Raw genomic sequence first — 26,520 nt, forward strand, 5'->3', positions numbered from 1 at the left:
ATTTTATTGTGCAGAGTGTGTACAGGGAGTGGTTTGGTGGTGGATTGTCCAATTTGGACGGATGCGGACTTGTTTGACCAAAAGATGATGGTGGCACTAAGATGGTGTCACCACGATGGTTTGGTTTTGCGGGATGGCGGCAAGTTGATCACAGGAAGAGGATTGCTTTGATTGAAATGACGGCATTATGGCAGGCCAACAGCACACCATTTTTTGGTACAGAAGCTATGCAGAAAAGCGGACTCCGGGAGTTGAAAACCCAACTCCAGCTTTTTGCTGAAACCTAAGCTGGGCGCGGGTTACAGAGCGTCAAAATCCCCTATATATATAATAAAAAAATAAAGCTCCAAAACCACATACTCTTCAGCCGCTATCGCGGGTTATAGAAAGCAGTAAATTGAAAGACTGAAAAGAGCGCCATGCAGGAAAGGCAAGTTCAACTATCTCTCGCCGCTATCGCGGAATGACCTTTATTGAATAAACCCCAACCATCGCCACAGAGCGAAGCGATACCCACCACACCCTGAACATTCACTTCCTGCTAAAGCGCGACAGTCTCAACGCTACCGCTGAAGGATCACGGCGCAAGCCGCACGATAAAGCCTGAATCACCTGAACCCTGCATAAGCGCAATACTCTCAGGCTTACCGCAAGCCTCACGGAGCGAAGCGACACCAACTACCTAACCATAGCTGGCATACCAACAGACAGCCGCACAAGGCGACACAGTGCGAATACACCCACGCCGAAGGCATCAGCCGTCAGGCTGTCCCATACAAACTAATTACTGGTATTTGATATGCAGATGCTGGATGCCGTTGGCACAGAAGGAAGGTGTTGGTTCCCGCCAACAGGACGCTGGCGGGTGGTTTGTGGTTAGGTTGGTTCGCGTAGCCGTGCGATTCCGTGGTGGAACAGCCGCTTGTCAACCATGTCGTTTAACTCTGCCTCTGACAGAACATTCCGTTCCGGGTCTTCGGTCATCGCCGCCGTCAATGCTGCAAGCACGTCAATATCAACACCCGCCCGCTCCAGCGTCACTGCAATAACCCTTGTCAAGTCTTCTGCTTGTGGCGGCAGTGGCTCAACTCCTAGCCCCGCGTACAGGCTGTCAACGATCTGTTGGTTAATGCTGTTCTTGCTCTTGCCTGCTTGGGTGGTGATCGCCGCATGTAGGTCTGGTGGAATCCTGATGGTGATCCGTACTGGCTCAACTGCCATGTTTTTTCTCCTGTTTGTTTTGCCTTGCATAACTTTATCACCCATGACACCAAAAAAGTAGTTATACGCAACCAAACGCTTGACACCACCATTTAGCACCACTAGAATAGCACTATGACACCACTTATGGTTATTACGACACAAGGAGAACATGACATGACAGCAACCAACGAACCAGAGGCTATTCGCATCACTTCACGCTTCCCACCAGATGTACATGTGTGGTTAGCACGGGAGGCAGCAGCAAACGAGCGCAGCATGAACCGTCAGTTGATCTACGCGGTTCGCAAGGTAATTAAGCAGGAGCAAGCCGATGAATCAGCAAACAGCCAATCGCATTAAGACCAACGGCAAGGCGGCTGACCTGAGAAACCAGCCACTAGCCACCAAGAAGAACTTTTTACATCAATACGAATTAGCACTGAAAACTTTAGACAAGGGAACACGCAAATGAAAATCGCAAACCTGAAAACCAACGCCATCACCGCATTGAAAATCACCGCCATTGGTGTAGGCAGCGCAATTGCAATCATCGCACTGACAGCAGTTATCTACGCAGCCATTCTGAATCCTGCATTTGAAACGCTGGCGTTTGTAACCACTTCGCTGGCACTCGGTTTTGTCTGGTTAGGATTGGCGCTCCACTTCAAGCGCCAGATCAAGGCTGTGAAGCTGCCAGAACCTACATGCCATATCACTTGCAAGTAATGATGCAAAAACAGGCGGCTTTCCAATCAGAGCCGCCGATTATTGCACCAACAGGGGAATAACATGAATCAAGTCACTAAATACACAGACACCACCAACATCCCAGCCGGGTTTAATGAGGTGGAAGTCCGTTCAGTCATTTACCGCAAGACTGAAGCGCCCGTAGTTCACGCTGAATACGATTACTCCGATTACGAACAGCCTACCCAATCAAACAGTGGTACAGCCGTCCTAGTCGTAGGTCTGGTGTTTGGGTTTATCACACTGGCAGTTCTCATCTTCGAGAAGGTCGCAGAGATCGCCACTGACCTGACCCAAGCGGGTACAGCAACGGTGCTGGTCGCTGGTGTTCTGGTGGCTGGAATCGCATATCTGGTTCGCCTGCTTTACGGAGTGATCAAGCCATGATCCATCAACCCCAAACTACTGCGCAACTAGCAGCTAACGGAGCCATCTGGAAGCGTGATCTCGCACTGTGGCAGATGGGTACGCCTGTTTGTGCAGGGTGCGGTGACTTACTGCTGGGCTGGGTGGAAAACCAGATTGGCCTATGCACTCACTGCCATCACGCAGAGGACGCATTGATCGAAGAACCTAAGCCGACCTTCAAGCGGGTCATTTACCGGAGTAGACCACAGTGAATCCATCAATCAGCGCAGCAGCAGTGGCAGGTGTTTTGGGCTTGTACCACTACCAAGGCTTCATGGATATGCAGGAGCCAGTCAGCCGCACGGTTGCATTCGGCCTGCCTATCCTAGCCGCGCTGGTGCTGCGTGCAGTACGTGTGGCTACAAGCGGTGTTGATGGTCTTCCATTGCCTATCGCATTCATCCGCTGCAAGGACGGTGACACGATTGTTGCTGACCACGCAGGTGCAGAGATCGACATCCGGGTATACGCCATTGACGCACCAGAGACTGACCAGCCATACGGCGCACAGGCAAAACAACGCCTGTATGAAATCTGCACCAGCGGTCAACTGGCCTACATCCCCGGCAAAGGCAACAGCTATGGACGTGGTGTCGCCACCGTTCTGGGTGATGGTGTCGATGTCGGCCTGATGATGATTAAGGAAGGCTTGGCTTGGCCTGCTGATCCGCAATACATGCCCCCTGCAAGTTATCTGGTGGCACACACTGAAGCCCGTGATGCTGGCAGAGGCTTGTTTAATGACAAAAACCCAATCCACCCGTCTGTATGGCGGGCGACTAAAAAGCAGGCTGTGCCAGTCACGGCCTAACAACTAAACAGGGAGATTACGATATGAACAAATTTTGGGTATCTATCTACGCGCTGTTTGCTGCGGCATGGGTAGCGGTGGGCAACTTCCACGGCGGTTATTCCATCGCTACTGACATCGGCTTTAGTGGGGCTACTCCTGTAGTCCTTGGCCTGATGCTGGTGCTGGTTACTGCTGCATTGTTCGCCACATACGTCACGCATAGCGACAAGAAAAAGCGCCTGCTGTTTCACTGGTTCAGTGGCCTCCTAATGGTGATTGCTGCCAGCAACTTCATGTACACAGCCGAAGTGACAACTTCTAGCGCAACAGGTAACGCTGCTGCCATTGATGTACAGATTGCTGCACAACAAAGCATCAAAGCTGCGAAACAAGCGGAACTGGATGGTCTTGCCAATACTGTGATGGGTGGACGGATTCAGGCATTGCGTGGTCAGCTTTCCTCTGCCAAGGCGGTGACTTCCAAGGGTCGGTTGGTGTGGGACATTACCGCTGGTTGCACCTTGGGCGGACATCCCAAGAACTGTTCAGTGATTGCACAAGCGCAGGCCGCACTGAATGACGAAGTTGCCCGTGTCGCGGGAACCAAGGCCAATACCATTCGTACTGACATGGCGGCGGTTGATGTGGCGATTGCCGACCTGACCACAAGCAAGGTTGCATCCACCACCACGGCGGCAAAGTCAGGCTTCATCAGCGCAACCTTTGGCGTAGGTGCTGACTTCATGATGATGCTGATTGTTGTGATGTACGCTGCCATTGTTGAAATGGGTACAAGCCATTCTTTCCGTGTGTTCGCATTAGAGTTCAACCCGGTTGAGGTTGCTACACCTGAGAAGACTGTGCTTGAGGCGCTGCCAGTTGTAGGCCAATTGTACGCGGATCACAAGGAACGCGCCCTGAGATCAGCACTGGTGAAGGCAGCAGCCGAAGGCAAGGAGGCCGCCCGTGCCAAGCCTGAGTTCAAGGCGCTGGTGAAGGCCAAGACTGAACTGGCAAAGGAAGTGGCGGTAGTGAAGCGTGACATCAAGTCTCACATCGCCCACCTGACTGATGTGGAAGTTGGCAAGCTGATTGATAAGGCCGGGTTCAGCGCAGGTGAGAAGGTTGACAAGTTCGCCTTGCGCGTCACTCTCCATGCTGCGGTGAAGTTGTTTGAGGCTGGTGGAGCGATTGTCCAGAACGGCAACACCCCCATGTATGCGCAACTGACCACTACAGTTGATGTGGATGGCAAGCCAGTAGAGTTCACCTGTTCCAAGCACAAGCTGTCTACCCTGATCCTACCAGCAATGGAAGCTGCCGGGTTCGTGGAGAAGGTCGGCAAATCCTATCAGTGGGTGAGCGAAGCTGGCATGTGGGTTGCGCTTGGTGTAGAGCAAGAAGCGCCAAGCAAGGTTGATGTGAATCCTGAACCAGCAATTAAATCCGATAAATCAGCGCAACCAAAAGGTCTGCGAGTAATTGAAGGAGGCAAGCGTTAAGCAGTAGCCAAGTCGGAAACCACAAGCCCTGCCAGTGATGGTGGGGCTTTTTTGTGTCTGGATCGTTGGAACAGGGCAGGGCAGACGTAAATTATTCTGCACAGACATGGCAACCCGGACAACAAGCCAAGTCAGACGTGAACCTCACTTGCCCAGACATTTAGCACGTCTGACCAGACATGGATGCCATTTTGCCCGGACAAGAGAGCAAAACGCCAGCAAAAACAGGCTGATTTTTGCCGAGAACAGCCCAAAAACCCCTGATTCTGCCCAGACAAGGCCGGACGCACCCCGGACGCAACCCGGACATGAAGTCGGACATGTACTTGGTTTGCCCAGACACAGCACTGATTCTGCCCGGACACGGGTTGCTGGTGTCTGGGATGATCGCATGAATTATCACTGTATCCATCTGTAGATGATTGTATCCACTTTAGCGGTGCAGTATACTACTCGCATCATATCAAACAGGATTACACAACATTGAAGACCGAAAAACAGAAAGCGGCATCAGTCACCGTTCATGCCAGATTAAAGCAGGAAAATCATGAATGGCTGGCGGATGAAGCAATTAAATTAGACCGCAGTATAAGTTGGTTAATTGACCATCTAGTTGAACGGGCGCGGTTGGAACAGACTAAACAGGAGATCGAAAATGAGCATTGAGAACGCCACATATAGGGCAAAACCAACCGCCAAAAAGCGGGACTTCAGCAAAGACCTATCAGGGATTCTTAAGAACTACTTCAGTGGAACGGCAATCCGCATCCTGTCCTACTACACAATGCTGGGTATCGTCACCGCCGTCATGACGCTGGCAATAACAGACCTTTTTCCTGAACTCACGAAAATGGTTGGTATCGGTGGACTGTTCCTGAACCTACTGATTCTCGCTGTGACCGTGTACCAAGTGTTGGGCAACGAAGTGTACCTTCAAGCCGTCTGGAAGGCAGTGGCGGGGCTTATGATCGCTGTCCCAACGTCTCTGAGTCTGGTGTATCCGGGGCTTGGCGGTGGTGTAGGCGACTTGATTGGTGGCGTACTTTCCAGTTCTGCCATGCGCGTTCTAGGATTGCAGTGGGGACTGTTCATCGCAATGAGCATCATGGCATCCGCAGTGGCTGCTTTGGCTGTGCTGGCACAGCTACCAATCGTCAGGGGTCTGGCATGGGTAATTAACGCCGTCCGTGCCATGAACTACGCGCAGGGATTCGAGCCATCCATCACCAGCCGCCGCCATGTTCCAGTAACTGAAGCACCTGCTGACGCACCACAAGCCGCTACTGGCCTTGTCGCTGCACTGGAAGCCTTTGGTATCGTTGGCGCTGTTGAGAAGGGTGTTTTACCCGGCCCTGTTATCGCCCGTCATCTGGTTAAGCTGCCAAACGGTACACGGGTAAACAAAATCCCTGCTGCTGACCTTGCGCGTGACCTGCATGTAGCGTCAATCGCCATCACCAACGTAAGCGGTGGCTTGATTGCACTGGATGTGCCACAGAAGACCCGTTTGGCTGTGAGCTTTGATGCCTGCCTGAAGTCCCCTGAATGGAAGAAGGCGCTAAGCAGTGGCATGGAGCTTCCGGTATGTCCGGGTGTAGGCGTGGATGGCAAGGCATACCCGTTCAGTCTGAAAGAAGCGGTGCATTTGTTCACCGCTGGCACGACTGGCGCTGGTAAATCCGTCTACGTCAACGCCATGTTGCTGTCATTGATGGCATCTGGTGCTGATTTCCGGTTGGCAATTGCGGATGGTAAGAGCGTTCGTGGTGACTTCGCCCCGTACTATGGCAACAGCAAACACCTGCTGAATGTAGCTGGTGTGGAGGGAATTGCTACCAAGTACGATGACATGCTGACCCAGTTGAAATGGCTGGTTGATGAAATGGATGCCCGTTATGACGGTGTTGAACTCGACCTGACACCTATCATCTGGGTCGTTGACGAAGTTGCTGACATCATTGCTGCATTGGAGTTGAGCGGTGAGAAAGGTGCAGTGAAAGCCTTCAACGCCATGCTTGCTCGTATCAGCCAACGCGCACGGGCAGTGAGCATCATCATGATTCTCGCTACTCAGTCTCCGAACAGTGAAATCTTTGGTCAGGCGTTTCGGGCAACCGTACCTAGCGTGATTGGTCTGACAGCCAAAACCGCTGCACAGTCAAAGGTCATCATGGATGAGGAGGGCTGCGAATTGCTGCTGAGTAAGGGTGATTCATACGTGAAGTTGCTTGGTGGTGAGAAGGTGCGTGTACACGGTGCGCTGATCACTAAATCCATGATGGAAACGATGGTTGTTTGAACTGGAAGCCCTGCCTAATGGTGGGGCTTTTAGCAGCCTAATAACTTGACAAACTCGTTAATAATTAAATTAACTTAAACAGGGGATTGCACATGCCATTACATAAAGCAGCCGCCGCAGTAGAACTGCCGCCCGTGCGGTAGCAGATGCACTCAAGAAGTCTGAAATCGCAGTGGAGTATACCCGGCAGCTTGAAACGCCAACGGCACTGGACTGGTGGGTATCGAAAGCTGGGAATTGGAAATCAGCACTAAGCGGCGATTTGAAAGACTGTGTGGTGTTTGAGCGAGACGGAGAATGGAGCTGGGGACTCATGCGGAATTGCTGGCATTGCATGGGCAATATCAGCGGATGTGGGAGCTACAACTACGGGCTGAGGGGCAACTCAAAAATGGTGAAAATCCTTGATGGGATATAACCATGCGGGACGCGACATCTGCTAGGTTTTGCGTATCATACGCACAAAAAAAGCCTGCACTTTGGCAGGCTTTTATATAGCTGCTCACGCTAAGATTCATGCGGCCTTCTTTTCTGTACTCTGCGCAATCAACTTGTCTAGCGACTTATTGTATTGCTTTAGAGCATCTCTGAGAGCACGCACTTCCCGCAGCGTATCTTGTTTAGTCATCATTGATGTAGCTCCTTGTTTGGTTGATGCAGTATCTAATTAAGATGTTTTCCCTAGATTAGATGGTACTAAATTAGCATAGCTTCTTGCTTTAGTACAGAGACTACACGATCAAAGGCTGCTTTATCTTGATTGTCTAAAGCTAATGTTAGTTCTCTGATGTGTAACACATACTGTTTGATGTTGACCATTTTTAGACCGCTTTCAGGAGAGAAGTTCCCACGTGCTACTAACATATCAATAATCGGCACAACCATCTCGTCAAGCGTTCTTGACATCTGATGGACATTGGGGTCAGGCATGTGCATGAATTGAAATCCGTATGTGTTTGAATGATATATTATTTTATTACATGTTTGGATTACATCTTCATACGCAGCTTTGACTTCTTCATCAATTAGTGCATCTAGTGAAAGACGGAAGTCGAGAACAGGATCCATTATGTTAGCCCCCCCTAAGTTAAGTAAAGCGTGCGAATTTATAGCAATTTATATATTTCGTCAAATATGTTGTTCATCGCTTACATGGTGATGGGTATCCTTTGGCAAGTGTAGATTTTTTGGGGACTGCCCAAGCCACTCTCCGGGTGAATCGTGATACTGAGGGGCAGCACAACCCCCAAGCACCAGCACCACGACCAGCGCCCTCATTCCACATCGCTCCTTGCATAGCAGGCACAGCCATGAACCTGCAACGCGCATTGAGCTTGTACGAGGCTGGCGGCAAGGTGTCCGTCCGTGGCTTGCCAGCAAGGATCAATGCAGCATTCAATCTGCCAACCGCCAGTACACATGGGGCTTGGCAGGAGAGGGAGATTGGTGATGTCAGCCCATACGTCACAGAGGACTTCTGCCGTGATTCCCTGATCCCGGCATTGATTGCCATTGGCTTGATTGAGGCATCCAGTACCTCACGCAAAATGTGGGTAGATGCGCTGACGGCAAGGAAGGCGGTTGGTGGTGACGTGGCGAATATTGCTGCTGAATCTGTCCCAGTAGCAACGCCAAGCCCTCCAGTACCGGCAGGTCGTCCGCAGCTTGCAGTTGTGCGATAGTTAATAGCTAACCATTGAAGCCCCGGCAAGTCCGGGGTTTTCTTTGTAGCCCTTCATTGAATAAAGCCCTCGGTAACAAATGAGTGACCAACTCGGATTGATTGTTTCCATATTGGAAAGTGTTGGATTCAGCGGCGGGTTTCAAATTATTTCCTTCCTGCCTAGCGCGTCTTTTACTCAGTGATTAAAAAGTGCCTTGCAATTGTTGGGTTTTGATACGCGCCTCAAAATAACCTGAGAAAATCTCCACATAGGGCAAAACAACTTACGGAGATTTTGAAATGAAACTGAATTGTTATTCAACAGAGTATTTGGCAGAGATTATCTGGAAACGCGCAATTGAATGGGATACCACACGCTCTTGGGATTCCGTTGTTGATAACCTGAATTCCGTCCTTGCTGCCTGCCAGCCGGGTAAAACACGGGATGACGTTGAGTTCCTGATTGGTCTGGCTGAACACCGCAAACGGGCTGTGATGCTGGATATTGCTCAGATGACACCTGAGCAGCAATTCCGCTTGATTCTGGATGGTGATTATAAAATCCCAGCATCAGAACTGATTCAGGAATGTTTTGTGGAGGAATTCGCATGAGTAAGTTAATTCAAACCCGCCGGAAATTAATTGAGCGCCAGTTATTAGCCAGCACATTCCCAATTGACGGGCGAGTTACGGCAAAACAGGTTGGCGCATTTCTGGGCGTGTCAAAATCCAAACTGTATTTGATGGTCAGGGATGGTGAATTACCATCACCCACTAAAATCGGATTGAGCAGTTATTGGAGCGCGGATTTTATTCGCGGGTTGGTATCTGAGATTGAGGAGTTGACAGTATGAACAATCAATTAGCAATGGTCACTGATAATGCGTGGCAGACAGAAACTGAAATCACTGGTGCATTATCAACGCATCGTTGGTTGGATATTGATATTCGCTGCGTGAATACTGACGACGGTGAAATCTGGTTTTTTGCGGCTGACGTGTGTTCTGCATTGGATATTGGCAACACAACAAACGCATTAAAGCGGCTGGATTCAGATGAAACCGGAACGTACTTGTCGGGACGTGTTGAGTTCAACGTGATTTCAGAATCAGGTTTGTACAGCCTGACGATGACATCGCGGAAAAGTGAGGCAAAAAAGTTCAAAGGCTGGGTGACGCGGGATTTGTTGCCAACTATCCGCAAGCATGGCAGCTATGGCAGTCAGCCAGCATTGCCCACCAACTTCGCGGAGGCATTGAGGTTGGCAGCAGATCAGGCTGAAACCATCGCCCGATTGGAGCATCAGCGGGTTCAGGACATGCCGAAGGTCGAGTTCGCTAACCGCGTGGCTCAGTCAGACGATTTGTTGAGCATTGAGGAAGCGGCGAAAATCCTTGGGACTGGTCGTAACAGGTTGTTCAAGTGGTTGCGTGATAACGATTACCTGATGTACGGCAATAGCCCACGCCAGCGCTGGCTTGACCGTGGCATGTTTGAAGTCGTGTTGTACGAGTTTCAGGATGCCAATGGTTACACACGTACAGCATCCAAAACCTGTGTGACGGCAAAGGGACTGGTGATGTTGCAGGGCAGGATGGATGACATCCAATTCGGTCAGGCGACTACTGGAAGCGCACGGATGCTGGTGGAGGGAGTTCAGGCAAGTCTGTTTTAAGAGCGCCATGCAGGGAGTGAACGTCAGGAGTCAGATTTCAAATCGACCCCCTTTATTGAATAAAGGTCTTGAGGAAAACACGATGAACCAGAAACACATACTGATTCCCAGTGATCTGCTGGAATCCCTGATTGAAAACACCGACGAACTGATTGGTGAATGGGCTTGGAAACGGCGCACTCCCAGTGAGGTCGAACTGACTCGCATGGAACGTGAGGCGGCTCAGGCGCGGGCGCTCATGGTTGATGAACTCCCGATCATCGTCTGGAAGGCGTTTCGTGGTGATGAGTCCTGTCACTTCGGGAGTGAGGGGCAAGCGGCGGTATTTGCCGGTAAGCGGGGAACTGTTGAGCGTATCGAGTTGACACCGCCAGCCTTGGAGGTTGTGAAATGAAATCCAACGCGCTTGTCAGATTCCGGGTCAGTTCTAGAGGCAGAGCGACCATTGATTATCAACACACGGGAGAAAACACCATGAAGCCCTTCAACCCATCGCCCACCTATGATGGTCTACTAAGGCAGACGAATGCCCTGTACACGTTAGCAAGCTCACAGGAGCGCAGAATCTCGCTGCTGAATGAGAGCATGGAGCGGCTGACGCGGGACTTCAATCTGATTGGTCAGGATGCCATCAATGCCGAGAGCGACATTAATCAGCAGCTCACCAACTACATCGACCAACTGGAACTAAAGCTGGCATCCCAGCAGTAAAGCACTGGTTTACAACTGACCATATCGGTGGATTCCTCGGTATGGTCAGGTTTTCATCTTGCCAACCCCGGCAAACTGATCAGGGTTTGCAGGAGCCAATCCATTCGCCGGGAGCGTCACGATACTCGCATCCCTGCATGGCGCATCCCTGAAGCAATGCCATCAAGACGATCACTACCGCGAGGAGTACCCCAAACCACGTCACCGACGCGTTCACTCCCGAACCCCCTGAAGGGCAGGCGCTAAAGCCAAGCCGTTCCTGACTGCATTCCCGCGTTTCGTCGACGACTTGCTGTAGGCTGATAGTAAGTCCCACATCACTTGCGGATCGGTCTCGGCGGCATCCAGCTTGGATTGCACACGCGCCTTTATCAAATCGTCAATCAAGCGTTTACCTTCGCTAGCGCCGTGGGTAACGGTAGCCAACGCTGCCCGTGGAAGCCCCTAAAGACCATTTGGAACTTTAGTAACACCTTGGCTGATGTAACGTCCTGCTTGAGCATCCGGCATCATGGGTGACATTCTGGCAATGCCCGGAAGCAATCCACCAAGGGTTGCCCCTAGTACCATGTCAGCGGGTTCGCCACCGGATAGCGCAGCAGACTGAGCCATCCCTAATCCTGCGCCAGCACCCATAGCCTGTGCGGTCTTCCCAGCTTTGACCATATTACCAATGCCTTGCATAGCCTTCACTTGGCCTGTACCGGGGATAAATGCGGTAGCCACGTTACCACCAACCCGCCCCAGTTGCGCAGTACCTGAGTCACCGAACTTAGCCTGATAATCAGCTTCATCCGCTGCATTCCAATCCTTCACAGACTGGATAATCTCACCCTCCCATTGGCGATTCCGATCCTTGATGTCCTTAACGAAGTCAGGCGTGGGGATGAAATCGAACATCCCACGAATACCTCCAGACTCATGCACCTTACCAGCGATCTCAGCTAATCCACCGGGTAAGTCTTTCAGCCCACGCACAACCCCAGCACCTAAAGCGGTGGCGGCATCCACTTTTGGCGCATCAGCAGGAGTCAAGGTAGGGCGCTTAGTAGTGGGGTTCATGTTGTAACCCACTGATTCAGATTGTGTAGTGGAAGGATTGCGCCGTTGTGCAGCGAATTCCGCCAGTGATGGCGGTGCATCACCCTCTTGTGTTCCCGGTTGCTTACGGCTTGCCGCGAAGTCTGCCATTGAAGGGGTTTGGCTCGTATTGGCTGGCTGCCTACGCTTTGCTGCGAATTCTGCCAGTGATGGCGGTGTATCTTGTGGGGGAATATCAGCCTGTGTACCAGCATATTGGTTGCTGGCGTACTGCACACCACTCGATGGGAACGCTGCACTGAGTAGCTTGCTTGCCTTGCGCATGTGGTCGCCCATCTGGTTCTGCACTTTGTCACGGACAGTACCGGGAGCACCCCCGTTGCCTGCATCGGAGGCGTTGAACTTTCCGGGCGCACCTGCATTCACGATGGAATACGCATTCAGCAAATCCATACCGGGCTTCCAACCACTGGCGCGGAAATACTTGGCAACCGCACCATTCGCACCCAATTGGCTGTTCACCGGGTCGTTCCAGTTCACACCGAATTGCTTGGCTTGTGGCTTCCCGAACTGGATCAACCCTTCGTGTTGCCCCCACTGGGTAGTCGGGCCTTTCTTTCGTGGGTCGAATGTTCCGGCTGTTTCGTAGGACACGATTGTTGCCAAGTCCAGTGGACGCATACCCAAAGACTGTGCTGTGTCCACAATGCCGCGTGCGATACCATTGTTCATTTAGTTCCCCTTGCCCCATTGGGCGTACATCGCGTTGACTTGCTGCTGAACTTCTGGTGTGTAACCGTACTGCTGCACGTAGTCACCCACGGTGATGTTAAGTTCAGCTAGGTCTTGCATCGCTTTCACGCTACTAGCGAAGGCTTCTGGCGTGTCGGTTAGTTGTGGAAGCTGTTGCAGCCGCTGCTCTACGTCTTTATTAGACGCAGCCCCCGGTGGGAGTGGGATGTCCTGTGCCAATTGCAGGATTGTTTTTTGTGCCTGTTCCAGCCCTGAAAGCCCTTCAACCTTGATGCCAAGGTCAGCAGCAATACTACCCACTTGTTGGTACACTGGAGCAAGCCCACCAACTTTCAACCCTTCCTGCGCCATCCCATCAAGCTGGTTCAGCTTCGCAAGTTGTTTCGCAGCAGTAGCGCCGCCCGTGACAATCGCTTGACGTTGGGTTTCGTTGTACTTGGCTTGCTCCATAGACATCGCCGAATCTGTTGCAGAGCGTGACGCAATGGCATTTCCCAGACCTGCTTCAGCGCCTGCTTTAACACCTGCCTTGCTGACGTAATCCATGTTGCCAGTCTGCGGGTTATAGACCTGCATGTAGTCGCTAGAATCCTTAACACCTTGCTGGTAGGAAAAGTCGCCGCGCCCCAGATCAGATTGCGTTTGCATTTTGCCAACATCGTACTGGTTCTGCTGTCCCATCCGACCAAGGTCGTACTGAAATCCAATGCCTTGTTCAGCGCCATACTTCGCAATAGCAGGATCAACGCCAGCCCACGCTTTGGCTGATTCTGTTGCGTTGAGTGCATCCGTGTACCCAGCCGCGTTCACCACGCCATTCGCCCCGTACAACATACCTTCACCCAGCTTCGGTGCAGGCATAGACAGCTTGCCCGTGGTGGGGTCACGTACCATACTCCCCGGTGTGATCTGTTGCGGGGTGTTGTTGAACTTGTTCATGTCGATCAAGTTGCTTGCGCCTTCACCGCCCATTGTGGCGTACTGTGCCAGTAGTGCAGGGTCTACAGAGCCACGGCTGAACCCACCGATTACCGCTTGCTGCAAGGCTTGCTGTTGGGCTTTCAGCTTTGCCATCTCATCAGCCTTGGCTTTGTTCTGTGCGGTCGCAACCATTGCTTGCATCCCAGAACCCAACGGATCACTGCCCTGTCCGGTCATCCCGTAGGTGAGCAGCCCCATCGCTAACGGGTTCGTGCCAATGGTAGAGACTTTCTTGTTCAGTAGGTCTAACAATCCCATAATAAATTCTCCTTACACGAACAGAGCACCAAGGCTCAAAGCAGTCTGCAATGGGCTGCGGTAATTAGGGTTAGCGCCTGTCTGTGACTGCCCAGCAGTCCCCATCCCTGCTGCCAATGCTTGTTGTAGTAGTCCGATACGGTCAAGCGGAGCGTTGTTCTGTTTGGTGGTTAAGTCTTGCATTGCTGTTCCCATACCCAACAAGCCCTGCGCACCTTGCAACTGGGTAGTGTCGAGACTTGGGAGCATTCCAGCCGCTTGCATCTGCGCTGCTCGCTCTTGTTGGAAGTTGCCAGAGCGCATCTGGTTCTCAGTGGAACCCAGTGCCTCTGCTAAGTTGCGCTCGTTACGGTCAACTGCTCCGCGCCATGCAGAGCCGCCGAAAGCATTAGCTCGTGCGAAGTTCGCGTCTGTCTGAGGAGCTGTGGCTGTTTGATATGCGTCGGTAATACCGCCAAGTGCCCTACTCACCGTCTGGTCGAAGTACGGGTTGGCATTCAGGAAGTCGCCTGCCACGGTCTTCGTCAACAGTCCACGGGACTGGTTAACGTCCGATGCAAGGTTCTGTTGCCCTGACATGGCACTATCCAGCGCGTAGTTCTGTTGGGTGTTAATACCTGCTGTCGGGGTGTAGCCGCTGTCATACAGATTCCCGACTTCCCCGAAGTATTTATCCATCATCGCCTGCACTTCAGGCGGTAAATCCACTTTAGTTGATGTGGTCTGTGTTTTTGATCCACCGCTCATGGCATTGGCTCCTTATTGATTGGGGTGAATTCCATCATTTGATAGACGGGGCGGAACGCCATTCGCTGGTATAGCCGCCCGGTAGCATCGTCAGCGGCTGCGGTGATGGCTGTACAGCCGATGGCTTGGGCGAACTGCCACAGTTCCAGCACAACATCATCATTGATGCCAGAACCTGCAACAGCGTAGACATGCAGTACCCGTTTGTTCGGGTGGTCAATAGGGTGTATAGCTGCCCACAAAGCCCCTGATTGCACCAGAATCATCTCGCCACGCATCAGTAGCAGCTTCAATTGCGACCCTGTGCATTCGCTAGCCGCACGGTGCATAGCATCTTCCAGACGCATAGCCCCCTCAGCCCATGCTTTATCTACCATCGCAGGGGGAATACGTTGCAGGCGTGTATCAGTCATGGTGCAGTTACTCCTACATAGAAACGGATTTCTGCCCCTGATGCTGTTGCAACGCGGCGAATGTCGATTGTGGTACTGGTGACGGCATGAACGTACAACTGGTTGTACAGCGCATTGGCAGACAGCAGTACCATTGTAATGTTGATCTCAGCAGGCGACGGGCTATAGCCCAGATTGTGTGTCACCACCAGCGAGGTGTCCGTGTATGGCATGGTCAGCATCGTGGACTTGAACGCGAGAGCGGAGCGTCTGGTGATCGCCCGTACCGTCAACACAGAGGATTCGCCCATAGTGCAGATCGCTACATCCCCCGCATCTAGGTAAGTGCTAACCCCACCGGGGCATACTATTGCGCCACTGTGGGTGAGGGTTTGCCGATTGGCGGTAGTCAGGATAACTAACCGCCCAACGTACCCGCCAATAGCCCCTGTGATAGCTGTACTGCCCCCAGTGATGTGGTGCAGCAACCCATCGGACGGGATGACTAACGAAGCCCCCGCTGCGATGTCAGCCCCTTGAGTGACACCCTGCTTCAACAGCGCAGCATAAGCACGCAGATAATCGTCTGCGGTGGTGCGGTCTTCTGATCCGCCGGGGCTGTTGCTTCCTGCGGTGATGGATACTGAGGATAAGCTGGAAGGTACAGGCATTATGGTGTCTCCAATGTGCGGATGCGTTGTTCGAGTTGGTTGACCTTGGCAATCAGTACCCGTAGGAGGTCATACAGCCTGCGGTTCAGTTGCTGGTCATAATTTTGGCTTCCTACCATCGGGAGCAGCGGGTCAGTAGGTAGAGGGATTTGCTTAACGTCTGCCATTCGGAGCGACCTCCACTGTCAGGTCTGTAAGCTCAAAATCACCTGTAGTATTGAGCGTAATCCGATGATAACGAGCGGATTGCAGGAAGTCGCACTTGTGGTCATACAGGGTAGCCGTGCGCCCCTCTGTCCAGTCAATACCACTCCCTGATTTGTGTGCATGGGTCATGGTCGCAGTAGCCGGGGCTTTGTTGAAGCGAGGGCGAACCATCTTCAGTGTGCTGTAGCGGTCATCTTCACCCATGCTCCATGCAGTCAGCGAGGACGCTTGGCAGATGCCAGTCATGGAATACAGCTTTGTGTCTGTACCAACGACCACAATGTACTCACTCGCACCCCGCAGACCGGGGGAGTCGTAAGCTGTTCCGGGATCGCTGTCGAATGTGCCGGTGTCTGCGCTGTAGGGTGTGCCGACTGAGACATACGCCATCGTATCGGTTACAGTTTGAAGAACACGACCCCATTGCCCGGTGGTTAGGTTGAAAACGATGGCACTATCCAACGCGCCATTACTGCGGCGAGACGGGTAGAAGAACCAGACATGGCTGTTCTTGCGGTCGTAGCGTCCTTGGGTCTTGTAGAGGTTTGCTGCGTCTGCATCAGCGAAGAACCATTGCTTGATGCTGCTGCCAATACTCTGCGGGCGAGTACCATCAAACATCCAGATGTCATCACTGCCGATCAGCACATGCACCCCGGCTGCATCAACCACAGCATCTTGCCCGACGCACCCTGCTGTACTGGATACCTGCGACCACGACCAGATGATCTCACCGCCTACGTACTGCCCGTAGTACACACCACGACGCTTGTAAGCGATGATGCCGTCACCAATACGTTTGGCAGCGGTAACACCGCCCGGAGTATCAAGGAAGCGTCCGTTGGCGGACTGTGTGGTGATAGAAGGTGTCCAGTCTGTGTGGTCGCCTAACGCAGAACTCCACCACTGATCGGGAAGGGAATCTGTGCCATCATTGCAGTTGAACGCCATCACGAACAGACCAACCGATTCAATAATCTTCGCAGCCGGGGCTGAGGCGATACTGGTGAAATTGTCTCCCGTTGACTGCACAATCCTGTTAACCCCGTTGCTCGCCAGAACTGCATTACCGAAACTGGTGAACATGAAACGCGCCCCTACGTCCGTAGTGAAGCCAGTACCTATCAAGTCAAACCCTTCAGAGGTCAGTTCCAGCAGGTAGGAGTACCCGCCTACGAACGTGCGTGCGCTGCCATCCAACAGGGCTACCGTCGCACAGCCTTTGCTGGTGTAGTCAATCGGGGGCTGCCCCATGTCAACAGCAGATGGGCTGCCTACCACGCCACGAAGAGTAGGCAGGATGTTTGTCGCTGCGGTGATAGCCCCCGGTGTGGCGGCATCAAGGTCTGGGGCGAATCCAAGTAGTTTTGGCATGATCTATTACCGCATTCTGTAGCCGCTGAAGTAGCAGCTTTCGTTACCGTGGACACCACCTGCTGTGACCACCACTTTCACTTGGTCGCCAGCGTTGAACTGTGCCTGTAGCATCATCGCCACTGGGACATACTCGGTACTGTTAGTTGAATTCGCGTAGCAACGCGAAGATGTGGCTGACCCGTTCAGGTAGAACCGAACCTCAGTAGCTGTGTTGTTGTTGTGCTTGATGCCGCTGAAGTCGAACCTGTATAACCCTGCGACTGGCACGGTGTAGATGCCCGTCGTGACATTAAGCTGCCCATCGTTCATATACGTACTGTTGTAATTGGCAACAGTGCCTGTCACTGGGTTGACAGCATCCCCTGTTCTTAGAACTGAGAAGGCGTATAAGGTGGGCATTGACCCAGTTGCACCAGTTGCACCAGTTGCTCCTGTAGCTCCTGTAGCTCCTGTAGCTCCTGTAGCACCCTTCAGATCAGTGTACGTTCCCCAGCTCCCATCCGGGTTTTGAAAACGTAACTGTGTGGTATTCCACCCGTGGGCAGGCATATCGCCCTTAGCACCAGTCGCTCCTGTAGCTCCTGTAGCTCCTGTAGCACCAGTTGCCCCAACCCCACCAGTTGCGCCAGTTGCGCCAGTTGCGCCAGTTGCCCCAACCCCACCAGTAGCCCCAGTTGCGCCAGTAGCGCCGGTTGCTCCGGTAGCCCCAGTTGCGCCGGTTGCACCTTTCAGATCAGTGTATTCGCCCCAAGTACCATCTGGATTTTGAAAGCGTAGCTGTGTGGAATCCCAGTCATGTTCAGGTTTATCGCCTTTCGCGCCGGTAGCACCAGTAGCTCCGGTTGCACCTTGCTCACCTTTCTCCCCTTTGTGCGGGTTCTCACCCCACACCGTATCGCTGGCATCAGCCGGGGCTGTGCTGCCAGACTCCCATAAGGTATCCCCGGTGTCCGCAGGGGCGGATGCGCCGGAAGACCACAAACCACTCATACCAATACTCCTGTGTCGGGGAACATACCGATGTACAGCGGGTCTGGACTGTCTACCAGATCGCCTTCACGCTTGGAGTTAATCAGGGAATTCAATGCTTTTGTGTACAAGCTCACCCATGTCTGGATACGGGCATCATCTTGAAGATAGCCTTCAGCCGCGATCAGTGAACCGAACAGGTACAGCCCCGGAGACAGTTGCAGCAACCAGTTGTCTGCATCATCATCAGGCTCACCACCAGCAAGCGATGGGCTGATAACCGGGACGTACTGCACATCCAACGCATACGTGGCGTCCGGGGTAGGGTAGAGGCGCAGTGAGCCATAGCCTTCCAGCGCCACGAATTTTGGGCAACCAGAAGTGCCGTTATTCGGGCGAATTGAACCGGATTGTACAATTCGTAATGGTGTACCTTGGTAAGACACACTCACCAGCTTGTACATACCCGTTACAGCAATGGTTTGGGAGCCTACTGCACAAGTAGCGTCACCCCACTGATATAGGGATGGGCTGTTGCACAGTGTCGCCTGAATGTCCGCTTCTGCCAGCGCGATAAACGTAGGGATAGTAGAGGTAAGGTCATCCCGGTGGAGCCAATCAGCAATTGCCGCTTTGAGTTGTGCGCTGGTAGATAGTGCCATCAGATTTGCCCCGGTTTGGTACGGAAGTAGCGGTTATCTGGGTCATTCAGGAACTGGCGCATTGCTGCTTGGTCAGTCAGCAGGTCAATACCTTGCTCTACTTTGAACTTCTCAATAACCACCAGTGGAATGCGGGCTACATGGTGCATCCCATCGCCCTTCCAGCCACGGTTGTCGTGGTCGAATGCCGCTTTGTTTGCGTCAAGGATCGGCTGTACATCCTGTACCGCACGGATGCCCCACTTCTCTGACCCCTCGTCATACAGGAATTGCCGTTGCATAATTAATCCTCGATATGGACTTTGACAGCTCCCGCGTCCTGCAAGCGTTTCGCCATTGCGATGGGCAGGGATACCGGAACAGGTGGATTACTGGGGAAGATCATGTTGCCATCTTCACCGCCAATGCCGCGCAGGACGATCACATCAATGCGTTTCGCCTTAGCAGGTTTCGGTGGGTTGGTTTCATCGGCAGGGTTGGTTTCAGTCATGTCGGTCATCTTGGTATCTCAGTTGCCCCTCGCTGGGAGGGGCGTGGTGAACCCTTTACTGAATAAAGGGCATGGAGGGTTTACCCATTTGTATCGGCAATCAGCCCATGCGCCTTTTCGTTGGAGACTTGCAGTGTGGCTTCCCAGATCAACTGCTTCTTGAAGCTGTCACCTGTTTTACCCAGGTCTTCGGCAAACAGTGGGCGCAGCTCAGCGAGGCCAACGTATTCCGGGTCAATCAACAGCACGTTGTCCCCCACGATGTTGCGGGACATTGTTACTGCCAGAGTCCCGAAGTCGTGCTTGTACACGTCAACAGACTCATCCAACTTGCCCTTGTCCACGGTGGTGAAGCGCGTTCCAGCGCCAGCGAACCCAGAGACAGCAATCTTGTTGGTAGAGGACACGAACATCAGGGATGGGTCGCCGCCGTTGTCATAGCAGGACTGAGCAACAGTCTTAACGAGGGCTTCTGTCAGGTCACGGTCTGTACCCGCAGTCATCAGGCCAGCACCATTACCAGCCGCCACAGCACCGCCTGCACCGACTGACACGTTGCTGGTCAGGTAGGTGTAGATGCTGCCGAAGCGCCGTGCAGTGGAATCATCACCACCCACTTTCGCGATACCCACCGCTGCACCACCAATGCAGGATTCCTCAAGGTCACGCTTGATCTCAGCCATTTTCTTGGCTACTTGGCGTGCCAGTTCCTTCTTGCCGCTGACAGTCTGCACACCGTTTTCCTGTGTACCAGTGACAACCGCGTGTTTGGTCAGGATTTGGGTGTAGTTGCCCATACGGGTCAAGCCACTGCCCGCTACGGGAGAGGCATCTGCACCCTCGATAGCGGCGTTGTCTGCGACGGCTGCTGCCAGCGCATCAACCGTCCATTCGTGATTTACCGCCTTCGCCTTGATGTCCTTGCGGATAGCATTCAGGAAAAGGGTTTCGGTGGGTGAAACGTCAAAGATCAGGTCAGAGAGGTCTTCGCGATTCACGGTGTCGTATGTGCTCAATGCACCAACTGCTTGTGCCATTGTCTTGGTTCCTTACATTCGGTCAAATAACAGGGATGCGGCGGCATCCACACTTCCGCCTGAAGCACGCAATGCTTTCTTAGCTGCGAGGGTCGTTAGGCGTTGTTTGTCAGCGTTCGTCTGGCGGCTGCCGGGTTTCAATACGGGGGTTGTCAGCTTTTTCTTGATCTTGTCCGTAACAGTGGAAGCCGCCGCAGAAGATTTGCGGTAGGCCATCGCGTCACGGACTAGCAGGATATGCCGGTGGTCGATGAGGTCATTCACCTCTGCATCGTTGAACCCGGATTCCTTCAGGAAACCCATAAGTTCCGAGGATTCAGCTTGGGCAACTTTTGGGTCTTTCCATGTAGGAATCTTGTCAACAAGCGCCTGAAACTCACCAACCAATCGCTTACCGTAGTTCGCATCAGACTCAGCCTTTGCTTGGGCTTGCTGTTGCTGAACCATTACTTGCAGGTTGGCAGTAATTCCATCAATCGCTTGTCCGCGTTGTTGAAAATCGTACTGGAGAGCTGCGTACTCAGCCGGGTTGCCCTGCCGTAGCGCGTTCCAGTTGATGCTTTGGTATTCGTCATTGAGTTGCTTACTCAGTAGACCTACCACAGCCTCAGCTTGTTGGGTGCGTTCCGTCAGTAACTGTTTGGCTGCTGCTGCCTCTTGTTCAAAGGCTTTGCGCTGCTCTGCCAGTTCCATTGACCGTTTGTTGACGTGGCCTTCTAGCTGGTAGCTTTTAAGCAGGTCTGCGAGGCTTGTTTGGCCTTCCTGCCCGTCGATCTTGGTCTTGAATGCCAGCTTGCCGTCATCGCTGATCAGCACACTGGAAGAATCAAGGCCAAACATAGAGGCTAGGGTTTCGGCATCAAGCTCGACCTGTTCAGCATCGGCATCGGTGGATTCGTCTGGTTGGTCGGGTTCAGGTGGGTCTTGTGTGTCCAGTGGGCTTGCTTGGTCAGCTTCTGGCGGCGTGGCCTCTGCTGGCGGCGTGGAACTGGTTGATTGGGCATCACCTGAAAGTCGGGATTCGATACGGGATTCGATACTTTCAGCGCCCGCTGATGGGGTAGCGTCGATAGTCATAACTTATACATTTCCAGATAGTTGGTCAAGTTGAATGGTCGCCATTTGCCCGGTCTGGGCAACGGTTTCAAGGTATTGGCGGAACTTGTCACCAGCCAGCAGTAGGAATGCAATTTGCTGGCAGGCAGTGGGGTCTGAGGCCAGTGTCCGTAACTGGCGGGTGAGGTCATCTTCCCATTGCGCACAGGCAGCTTTCCACGCTGGGTTGGTCAGGATGCTTTGCGCGTAGCTGCCTTGCGCTGCCTCTTCGTACAACGCGGATGTGTCACTCATTGATAGAACTCCTGCATATTGTTATTCAACTCACTACCCATACCCGGTTGTCCGAGGTCGATAACGAATCCTTTGGTGAGTGCATCGACTTCCATTTTGGCAATCTCAATAGCCTCACGGCTGCTGATCTGACGGTCATCAATGGCCTGCTCTCGTAGCTTCAGTTGCAGCTCCTGCGCCCGTAGCTTCAATTCAGCCTGTTTAAGCTGGTTGTCTGCTGCGTTCTTCTGCATCTGTAGCTGGGTACGCATCTGCTCAATTTGCCGTTGCGCCTTGATCGCTTCCATCTGTGGATCGGGCTGCGGCGGTTGCTCTGCCAGCTTCTGCTGGTATGCAACGACCTGTGGTGATTCAGGGTTCAGGAAGTATTTGTCGGCTGACACGTCGCTGTACCGGGCAAAGTCTTCGATGGTTTTGTACAGGGTTTTGTCATCCACCAAGATGTTTGCTTTGCCACCAGCCAACAGCTTCTCTTGCAACGCCATGACTTGTTGGATGCTGACTTGCTTGCGCATCCGGTCGCCTGCACCCAACCCGACTTTAACGGTGGTGTTAATGCGGGTCTTCCAGTCTGACGGGTTTACAGGAACCCACTTACCCCGGAGTTTCACGACCTTCTGCTTGTCCTGATGCTTCATCAGCAGCTCACGCACCAGCAGGATCATCTCTTTCACCCCGGTTTCAGCAATCGTGCGGATGACCATGCCAACCAGCAGTTCCTTGGCGGACATTACCCGCTCCATCGCATGAGCCGTATCATTAGCGACGTTCATCATCTGCGAGGCTGTACCGGGGCCAACACCAGACCGCTCTTCACGCTCTTGGTCAAGGTACGACAGCATCTGGAAGGACTGTGGTGGAAGGGCTGAGGTAGGGATGGGTGACATCGCCTCCCCGTAGGTAGTTTGCCCGCGTACAATACCGCCCGGTCTATTCGTCATCAGGTCACGGAGGTTGACACCGGCTGCTGTGTTAACGTAGGTACGCTGGTTGTTCAGCAGGTAGAGGTTATCCAGCAACTGACGTTTCAGGGCAGTCTTTTCGTCCTGAATCTGTCTGATACGGTCGAAGAATGACAGCCCGTTGTGGACGTGAGGTTGGAAGATAGCCGTGGCTGCTGCGAACGGGATACTGTCTACTGCATCGTTGGACAGGATAGCGTCACCTGCGTAGATGATCTGACGAAGTTCAGCAATGCCGTCACCATCGCAATCCATCAAGATGTAGCACTCATGTACCCGGATAAGGCGCATGGACGCATCGCCCATATCAGCCGAATCCAGCCAAGGGTCAAGAGGTTCCCGTGAATTCTGTTCAGTGGTGGCGACTACTTCGGTTGTCGGTAGCCCATCAACAATGGCCTTGTCGTAGCCTTGCGCGATCAGGTCGCTGGCAGGCACATCACGGACATGGGCAACGAACCGGCAGTCTGCCAAGCTGACAGATTTATGCCCACGGGCAATACGCAATTCTTCAGGTGGTACAGGGTCGATCTGGACTTTACCGGGTACAGCTTCCCGCATGACCACGACATCCGCCACCGTGATGCCGAGGTTCACATCAAGGCGTTCAGTCAGTTCGGTGATTTCAACGGCAGGGTCATCCAGCAGCTTCACCAAGTCATCTGTGGTTAGCCCTTCATACTCTTCCCGCTCTGGCTTTGCATCCTGCCAGTACACCTTCACGTAGCCGTTCTTCTGTAGGAGGCAGTCAGAGATCAGGCTGGTGAAGACAACAAACGAATCATTGTCCTTCATGACAGCGTGATTGCAGTAATCAGACTCTTGCTCAGCTTGAGCTACGTCCTCCTCCCCTACAGGGTCGAAGCGCACGATCTTGTCTGATGTCAGGAAGGTCTGAATAACCTGTGGTTTCAGCCACTCAATAACATCCGCCACGTCAGCAGAAATGACCTGCGACCGACCCTTGAGTTCGTCACCACGGGGTTCGCACAGGTAGTATTTCATCGCCTCAGCGCGGTTGGTGGTTAGCTCACTGCCATCCACCCCGATAGCATGTTCCAGCTCCCGGTCGATGATGGCCTTGATCTGGGCATCTGTCTTCATGGTCTTAGGCATACGCGGAATTCTCATATTTGAGTGGCATGTTCATCTCCTCAGCATTGTTTTCGATACGGGGCCACAACCTAGAAACCTGATAACCAATGGCTGTGGTGATGTGCTGGTACTTGTTGCTCTGGTCTTCCTGAAATGTGGAACCTTCCTTCACCTGCACTGTTGAAAGCCCCTTGTCACACCAAGGCGCTGTAGCAGGATTCACAAACAGGCTAACCGCCCCGTCAGCGGCAAGAATCTTGGCACGTACAGCGTTCTGCCTGTTCTTGATGCTGGGGTGCGCCAGTGCTACACGACGCTCCACCTTCCAATGGTTCGCCCGCAGCACTTGTTCAATTTGGTCATAGTCGGAGGCGTGACCATGCTTTTCACCCGCCCGTCCTGCTGGGTCGCCGTATAGGAATACATGCTTGTTCTGGTGGGTTTTGAATTTCTCCACGAACTCCTGTGCCGACTGTTTGGATACAGCACTGGTCAGCACGATCTCATCAACGATGTACATCTTCTCGTCACGGACAATGGATACGCAGGATGACAACGGTGTAAAGTTTTGGTCGTGTGACCAATGCAGTTGCTCATGGGGCAGGAAGTATTCCCCGGTGTGGTTGGCAGAACCGTAGTCCTCGTAGATGCGACCCGATGTGGTTTCAAAGCTGGCCTCGTATTCCTGCCGGAACTCCTTGGATGACATGGTGCGCTTGGCGGCGGCAATCACGTCATCTGGCAGAATCTCGGCTGATTTCCAGTGGTACAAGCCATAATCAGGGTCTTGCCCGGACTTGGCGTACTGGGCAATGTCGTAGTAATGGTTTAGCCCTTCCGGTACACCCAGCAGCCAACACCATGCCCGGTAATCAGGATCACGCGGGTCTACTGTGTTGAGCGCAGGAAGGATATTCAGCTTCCACGCATCTGCCTTGATGTCAGCAAACTCATCAATGCCGCCACCCTTCCACGGGATACCTTCAATACGTTCTGGCTTGTCCAAACCCAGCACATGAATCTCTGACCCATTGGGTAGGTAGATTTGCAGTTCCGACTCGGACGGCTTGCGGGCATGGGTACTGGAAAACGACATCAACTTGAGGTCTGACCAGAATATTTTCTTGGCTTGCTGATAGGTAGGAGCGCCAGCGAAGTACATTCCCGGCACACGCATTGATTCTTTCACCAGAAACCGTTTGAACCGTTCGGTTTTACCAGAGCGACGACCAGCAGGAACAACGGGAAACCGGATACCACTATGAACAGCACGGATAAGACGCAATTGCACGGGAAGTGGGATTAGGTCATACCAGCGTTCCCGCTCACGGCGCAACTTCATCGGGATGTTTGCTGGCAGGCTCAATCAGGCATCCCCCCGATCAGTTGCCCAAGCACATCAGCCAGATCACTGGTGGAGCCTTTCGGTTCACCATAAGCCTGTACATCAACATGTCGCCCAAGCAGTTCAAGGTTTCTAAGTTTGTCAGGCCACTTAACCTTCTTCAGGATGGCAATGTTGTCACCACTGCCGACTGTTGTGATCTCAATGCCAGAGATAGTCTTCCGCCAGACTTTGGGCCATGACTTGATAGGCAGCAGATCACCAGAGTCATTAAGGATGTCAGCAACGTCCATTTCATCAATTTCAGCGTGACGTTGCAGCACACGTTGGGCTGTATATCCAACCTGCTCAGCGCGTTTCTGCTTGGCTGCTGAAACAGCGGCCTGAATATCTACATTTACCAGTAAACGCGAAGCTGTCTTATTTGCAGTCCTTGCGCTGTACCCGGCACGGATTGCGGCCTGTGTTGCGTTAAGGTCTACCAGATATTCACGGACGAATGCGGCCTGTTTGTCTGTGAATCCAGACATGAAACACCTCCCCTTTATTCAATGAAGGGGTCAATGAAAATAGTAACGGCATCCCACTCCGGCCATCACGGAGTTAAGCCCAATATCATGGCCGTAACGAGCAAGGCTCAAGTGCGAGACACCAGCGTAGGCATAGCAAGGCTTCCAATCGTACCCGGCAGATACAGTCACCTGACCCACATCTTGGTACGTCTTGCTACCAGCACGGAAAACCCAATCAGATGCCTCCGCAATGCCATGCTGCAAATTCCCATCTGCTTGAATGAATGGCTTGCCTTGGGTTGTGCATCCTACTGACAGCAAGGCAACTGTCAGCAAGCTCATCACAGCTCTTAACATTACCGATCCATCCACTTGCTAACGAGGTGGATAATAGCGCCACGACCGATACTGGACAGCAGGGCTGATATACCGACTGCGATCTCTAAGGTTATATCCGGCACAAACCAGCGCAATGCAGAGAACGCACCAACGGTGAATGCACCATTCAACAGCGCAGCGGCTGCGATCTGTCTCAGGCTGCGGGTTGATTCCTTAGCTGATAGCTCCAGTAGAAAACCAATAACCGTCCCCATGAAGGCAATACCAATAAGGGTGTAAAGACTTCTTTCATCGTTATCCATCGTGTTTATCTTCTTTGTATTCACAACGA

Annotated in this window: 38 protein-coding genes; 16 read left to right on the forward strand and 22 right to left on the reverse strand. The window is 52.7% G+C overall.

Annotation, left to right across the window (positions count from 1 at the left end; all coding sequences use genetic code 11):
• Positions 1-101: 101 nt before the first annotated feature.
• Complete coding sequence (locus tag J1836_RS01915) at positions 102-287, forward strand: hypothetical protein (RefSeq protein ID WP_207249574.1); 186 nt, start codon at positions 102-104, stop codon at positions 285-287.
• Positions 288-876: 589 nt separating this feature from the next.
• Here the strand turns inward: J1836_RS01915 and J1836_RS01920 are convergent.
• Entirely contained in the window at positions 877-1,221 is a 345-nt protein-coding gene (locus J1836_RS01920) for a toxin-antitoxin system HicB family antitoxin (RefSeq protein WP_207249575.1), read from the reverse strand.
• A 156-nt stretch (positions 1,222-1,377) separates the two neighbouring features.
• Between J1836_RS01920 and J1836_RS01925 the strand changes: the two genes are divergently transcribed.
• The 9 genes from J1836_RS01925 to J1836_RS01965 all read left to right on the forward strand — a co-directional run bounded on the left by J1836_RS01925 (position 1,378) and on the right by J1836_RS01965 (position 6,952).
• Positions 1,378-1,563, forward strand: a complete 186-nt coding sequence (locus J1836_RS01925) for a hypothetical protein (RefSeq protein ID WP_207249576.1) — start codon at positions 1,378-1,380, stop codon at positions 1,561-1,563.
• The gene (locus J1836_RS01930; protein ID WP_207249577.1) at positions 1,535-1,675 is read left to right on the forward strand and encodes a hypothetical protein; all 141 of its coding nucleotides are present in this window, start codon (positions 1,535-1,537) and stop codon (positions 1,673-1,675) included. Before J1836_RS01925 ends, J1836_RS01930 begins: the two co-directional genes overlap by 29 nt.
• Positions 1,672-1,929 carry a hypothetical protein gene (locus tag J1836_RS01935; RefSeq protein WP_207249578.1) on the forward strand — a complete coding sequence of 86 codons (258 nt, stop codon included), beginning with the start codon at positions 1,672-1,674 and terminating at the stop codon, positions 1,927-1,929. Before J1836_RS01930 ends, J1836_RS01935 begins: the two co-directional genes overlap by 4 nt.
• A gap of 63 nt (positions 1,930-1,992) precedes the next feature.
• Positions 1,993-2,337 (forward strand): hypothetical protein, encoded by a 345-nt coding sequence (locus J1836_RS01940; protein WP_207249579.1) that lies wholly within the window; start codon positions 1,993-1,995, stop codon positions 2,335-2,337.
• Positions 2,334-2,570 carry a hypothetical protein gene (locus J1836_RS01945; RefSeq protein WP_207249580.1) on the forward strand — a complete coding sequence of 79 codons (237 nt, stop codon included), beginning with the start codon at positions 2,334-2,336 and terminating at the stop codon, positions 2,568-2,570. Before J1836_RS01940 ends, J1836_RS01945 begins: the two co-directional genes overlap by 4 nt.
• A complete protein-coding gene (locus J1836_RS01950) occupies positions 2,567-3,169 on the forward strand; it encodes a thermonuclease family protein (protein WP_207249581.1) in 603 nt (200 codons plus the stop codon). The genes J1836_RS01945 and J1836_RS01950 overlap by 4 nt, the downstream gene beginning before the upstream one ends.
• 23 nt (positions 3,170-3,192) lie before the next feature.
• Positions 3,193-4,653 carry a hypothetical protein gene (locus J1836_RS01955; RefSeq protein ID WP_207249582.1) on the forward strand — a complete coding sequence of 487 codons (1,461 nt, stop codon included), beginning with the start codon at positions 3,193-3,195 and terminating at the stop codon, positions 4,651-4,653.
• 483 nt (positions 4,654-5,136) lie between these two features.
• Entirely contained in the window at positions 5,137-5,319 is a 183-nt protein-coding gene (locus tag J1836_RS01960; protein WP_207249583.1) for a hypothetical protein, read from the forward strand.
• Positions 5,309-6,952, forward strand: a complete 1,644-nt coding sequence (locus J1836_RS01965; RefSeq protein ID WP_207249584.1) for a DNA translocase FtsK — start codon at positions 5,309-5,311, stop codon at positions 6,950-6,952. Before J1836_RS01960 ends, J1836_RS01965 begins: the two co-directional genes overlap by 11 nt.
• Positions 6,953-7,648: 696 nt before the next feature.
• Here J1836_RS01965 and J1836_RS01970 read toward each other — a convergent pair.
• Positions 7,649-8,020, reverse strand: coding sequence for a hypothetical protein (locus tag J1836_RS01970; RefSeq protein WP_207249585.1), 372 nt, complete (start codon positions 8,018-8,020; stop codon positions 7,649-7,651).
• A 242-nt stretch (positions 8,021-8,262) separates the two neighbouring features.
• Between J1836_RS01970 and J1836_RS01975 the strand changes: the two genes are divergently transcribed.
• The 6 genes from J1836_RS01975 to J1836_RS02000 all read left to right on the forward strand — a co-directional run bounded on the left by J1836_RS01975 (position 8,263) and on the right by J1836_RS02000 (position 11,001).
• Complete coding sequence (locus J1836_RS01975) at positions 8,263-8,634, forward strand: hypothetical protein (RefSeq protein ID WP_207249586.1); 372 nt, start codon at positions 8,263-8,265, stop codon at positions 8,632-8,634.
• 281 nt (positions 8,635-8,915) lie between these two features.
• Positions 8,916-9,227: a hypothetical protein gene (locus J1836_RS01980; RefSeq protein ID WP_207249587.1), complete on the forward strand. Its 312-nt coding sequence runs from the start codon at positions 8,916-8,918 to the stop codon at positions 9,225-9,227.
• Entirely contained in the window at positions 9,224-9,469 is a 246-nt protein-coding gene (locus J1836_RS01985; protein ID WP_207249588.1) for a helix-turn-helix transcriptional regulator, read from the forward strand. Before J1836_RS01980 ends, J1836_RS01985 begins: the two co-directional genes overlap by 4 nt.
• Complete coding sequence (locus J1836_RS01990) at positions 9,466-10,290, forward strand: phage antirepressor KilAC domain-containing protein (RefSeq protein WP_207249589.1); 825 nt, start codon at positions 9,466-9,468, stop codon at positions 10,288-10,290. Before J1836_RS01985 ends, J1836_RS01990 begins: the two co-directional genes overlap by 4 nt.
• An 82-nt stretch (positions 10,291-10,372) precedes the next feature.
• Complete coding sequence (locus J1836_RS01995) at positions 10,373-10,684, forward strand: hypothetical protein (protein ID WP_207249590.1); 312 nt, start codon at positions 10,373-10,375, stop codon at positions 10,682-10,684.
• 80 nt (positions 10,685-10,764) lie between these two features.
• Complete coding sequence (locus J1836_RS02000; RefSeq protein ID WP_207249591.1) at positions 10,765-11,001, forward strand: hypothetical protein; 237 nt, start codon at positions 10,765-10,767, stop codon at positions 10,999-11,001.
• Positions 11,002-11,214: 213 nt separating this feature from the next.
• On the opposite strand, the gene J1836_RS02005 is transcribed toward J1836_RS02000, so the two are convergent.
• The 20 genes from J1836_RS02005 to J1836_RS02100 all read right to left on the reverse strand — a co-directional run bounded on the left by J1836_RS02005 (position 11,215) and on the right by J1836_RS02100 (position 26,515).
• Positions 11,215-11,427: a hypothetical protein gene (locus J1836_RS02005; protein ID WP_207249592.1), complete on the reverse strand. Its 213-nt coding sequence runs from the start codon at positions 11,425-11,427 to the stop codon at positions 11,215-11,217.
• Positions 11,428-11,445: 18 nt separating this feature from the next.
• The gene (locus J1836_RS02010) at positions 11,446-12,774 is read right to left on the reverse strand and encodes a hypothetical protein (RefSeq protein ID WP_207249593.1); all 1,329 of its coding nucleotides are present in this window, start codon (positions 12,772-12,774) and stop codon (positions 11,446-11,448) included.
• Positions 12,775-14,034, reverse strand: coding sequence for a hypothetical protein (locus tag J1836_RS02015; protein ID WP_207249594.1), 1,260 nt, complete (start codon positions 14,032-14,034; stop codon positions 12,775-12,777).
• Positions 14,035-14,046: 12 nt separating this feature from the next.
• Positions 14,047-14,781, reverse strand: a complete 735-nt coding sequence (locus tag J1836_RS02020) for a hypothetical protein (RefSeq protein ID WP_207249595.1) — start codon at positions 14,779-14,781, stop codon at positions 14,047-14,049.
• The gene (locus tag J1836_RS02025; RefSeq protein WP_207249596.1) at positions 14,778-15,194 is read right to left on the reverse strand and encodes a hypothetical protein; all 417 of its coding nucleotides are present in this window, start codon (positions 15,192-15,194) and stop codon (positions 14,778-14,780) included. Before J1836_RS02025 ends, J1836_RS02020 begins: the two co-directional genes overlap by 4 nt.
• The gene (locus J1836_RS02030) at positions 15,191-15,844 is read right to left on the reverse strand and encodes a hypothetical protein (protein ID WP_207249597.1); all 654 of its coding nucleotides are present in this window, start codon (positions 15,842-15,844) and stop codon (positions 15,191-15,193) included. Before J1836_RS02030 ends, J1836_RS02025 begins: the two co-directional genes overlap by 4 nt.
• Positions 15,844-16,011 (reverse strand): hypothetical protein, encoded by a 168-nt coding sequence (locus J1836_RS02035; RefSeq protein WP_207249598.1) that lies wholly within the window; start codon positions 16,009-16,011, stop codon positions 15,844-15,846. Before J1836_RS02035 ends, J1836_RS02030 begins: the two co-directional genes overlap by 1 nt.
• The gene (locus tag J1836_RS02040) at positions 15,998-17,425 is read right to left on the reverse strand and encodes a hypothetical protein (RefSeq protein ID WP_207249599.1); all 1,428 of its coding nucleotides are present in this window, start codon (positions 17,423-17,425) and stop codon (positions 15,998-16,000) included. The genes J1836_RS02035 and J1836_RS02040 overlap by 14 nt, the downstream gene beginning before the upstream one ends.
• 6 nt (positions 17,426-17,431) lie before the next feature.
• Entirely contained in the window at positions 17,432-18,418 is a 987-nt protein-coding gene (locus J1836_RS02045) for a C1q-like domain-containing protein (protein WP_207249600.1), read from the reverse strand.
• Positions 18,415-19,059, reverse strand: coding sequence for a phage adaptor protein (locus tag J1836_RS02050; RefSeq protein ID WP_207249601.1), 645 nt, complete (start codon positions 19,057-19,059; stop codon positions 18,415-18,417). Before J1836_RS02050 ends, J1836_RS02045 begins: the two co-directional genes overlap by 4 nt.
• Positions 19,059-19,340 carry a hypothetical protein gene (locus J1836_RS02055; protein ID WP_207249602.1) on the reverse strand — a complete coding sequence of 94 codons (282 nt, stop codon included), beginning with the start codon at positions 19,338-19,340 and terminating at the stop codon, positions 19,059-19,061. The genes J1836_RS02050 and J1836_RS02055 overlap by 1 nt, the downstream gene beginning before the upstream one ends.
• A gap of 2 nt (positions 19,341-19,342) precedes the next feature.
• Positions 19,343-19,558, reverse strand: a complete 216-nt coding sequence (locus J1836_RS02060) for a hypothetical protein (protein WP_207249603.1) — start codon at positions 19,556-19,558, stop codon at positions 19,343-19,345.
• Between the two features lie 71 nt (positions 19,559-19,629).
• Positions 19,630-20,586: an SU10 major capsid protein gene (locus tag J1836_RS02065; protein ID WP_207249604.1), complete on the reverse strand. Its 957-nt coding sequence runs from the start codon at positions 20,584-20,586 to the stop codon at positions 19,630-19,632.
• Positions 20,587-20,598: 12 nt separating this feature from the next.
• Positions 20,599-21,663: a hypothetical protein gene (locus J1836_RS02070; RefSeq protein ID WP_207249605.1), complete on the reverse strand. Its 1,065-nt coding sequence runs from the start codon at positions 21,661-21,663 to the stop codon at positions 20,599-20,601.
• A gap of 3 nt (positions 21,664-21,666) precedes the next feature.
• A complete protein-coding gene (locus J1836_RS02075) occupies positions 21,667-21,936 on the reverse strand; it encodes a hypothetical protein (RefSeq protein ID WP_207249606.1) in 270 nt (89 codons plus the stop codon).
• Positions 21,933-24,014 (reverse strand): portal protein, encoded by a 2,082-nt coding sequence (locus J1836_RS02080; RefSeq protein ID WP_207249607.1) that lies wholly within the window; start codon positions 24,012-24,014, stop codon positions 21,933-21,935. Before J1836_RS02080 ends, J1836_RS02075 begins: the two co-directional genes overlap by 4 nt.
• Complete coding sequence (locus J1836_RS02085) at positions 24,007-25,359, reverse strand: terminase large subunit domain-containing protein (protein ID WP_207249608.1); 1,353 nt, start codon at positions 25,357-25,359, stop codon at positions 24,007-24,009. The genes J1836_RS02080 and J1836_RS02085 overlap by 8 nt, the downstream gene beginning before the upstream one ends.
• Positions 25,356-25,868, reverse strand: a complete 513-nt coding sequence (locus J1836_RS02090; protein WP_207249609.1) for a terminase small subunit — start codon at positions 25,866-25,868, stop codon at positions 25,356-25,358. Before J1836_RS02090 ends, J1836_RS02085 begins: the two co-directional genes overlap by 4 nt.
• Positions 25,869-25,898: 30 nt before the next feature.
• Positions 25,899-26,207, reverse strand: a complete 309-nt coding sequence (locus J1836_RS02095) for a hypothetical protein (RefSeq protein ID WP_207249610.1) — start codon at positions 26,205-26,207, stop codon at positions 25,899-25,901.
• Complete coding sequence (locus tag J1836_RS02100) at positions 26,207-26,515, reverse strand: hypothetical protein (protein ID WP_207249611.1); 309 nt, start codon at positions 26,513-26,515, stop codon at positions 26,207-26,209. Before J1836_RS02100 ends, J1836_RS02095 begins: the two co-directional genes overlap by 1 nt.
• Positions 26,516-26,520: the final 5 nt, after the last annotated feature.

The organism is Thiothrix fructosivorans, from assembly GCF_017349355.1.
GTDB classification, from domain to species: Bacteria; Pseudomonadota; Gammaproteobacteria; order Thiotrichales; family Thiotrichaceae; genus Thiothrix; species Thiothrix fructosivorans.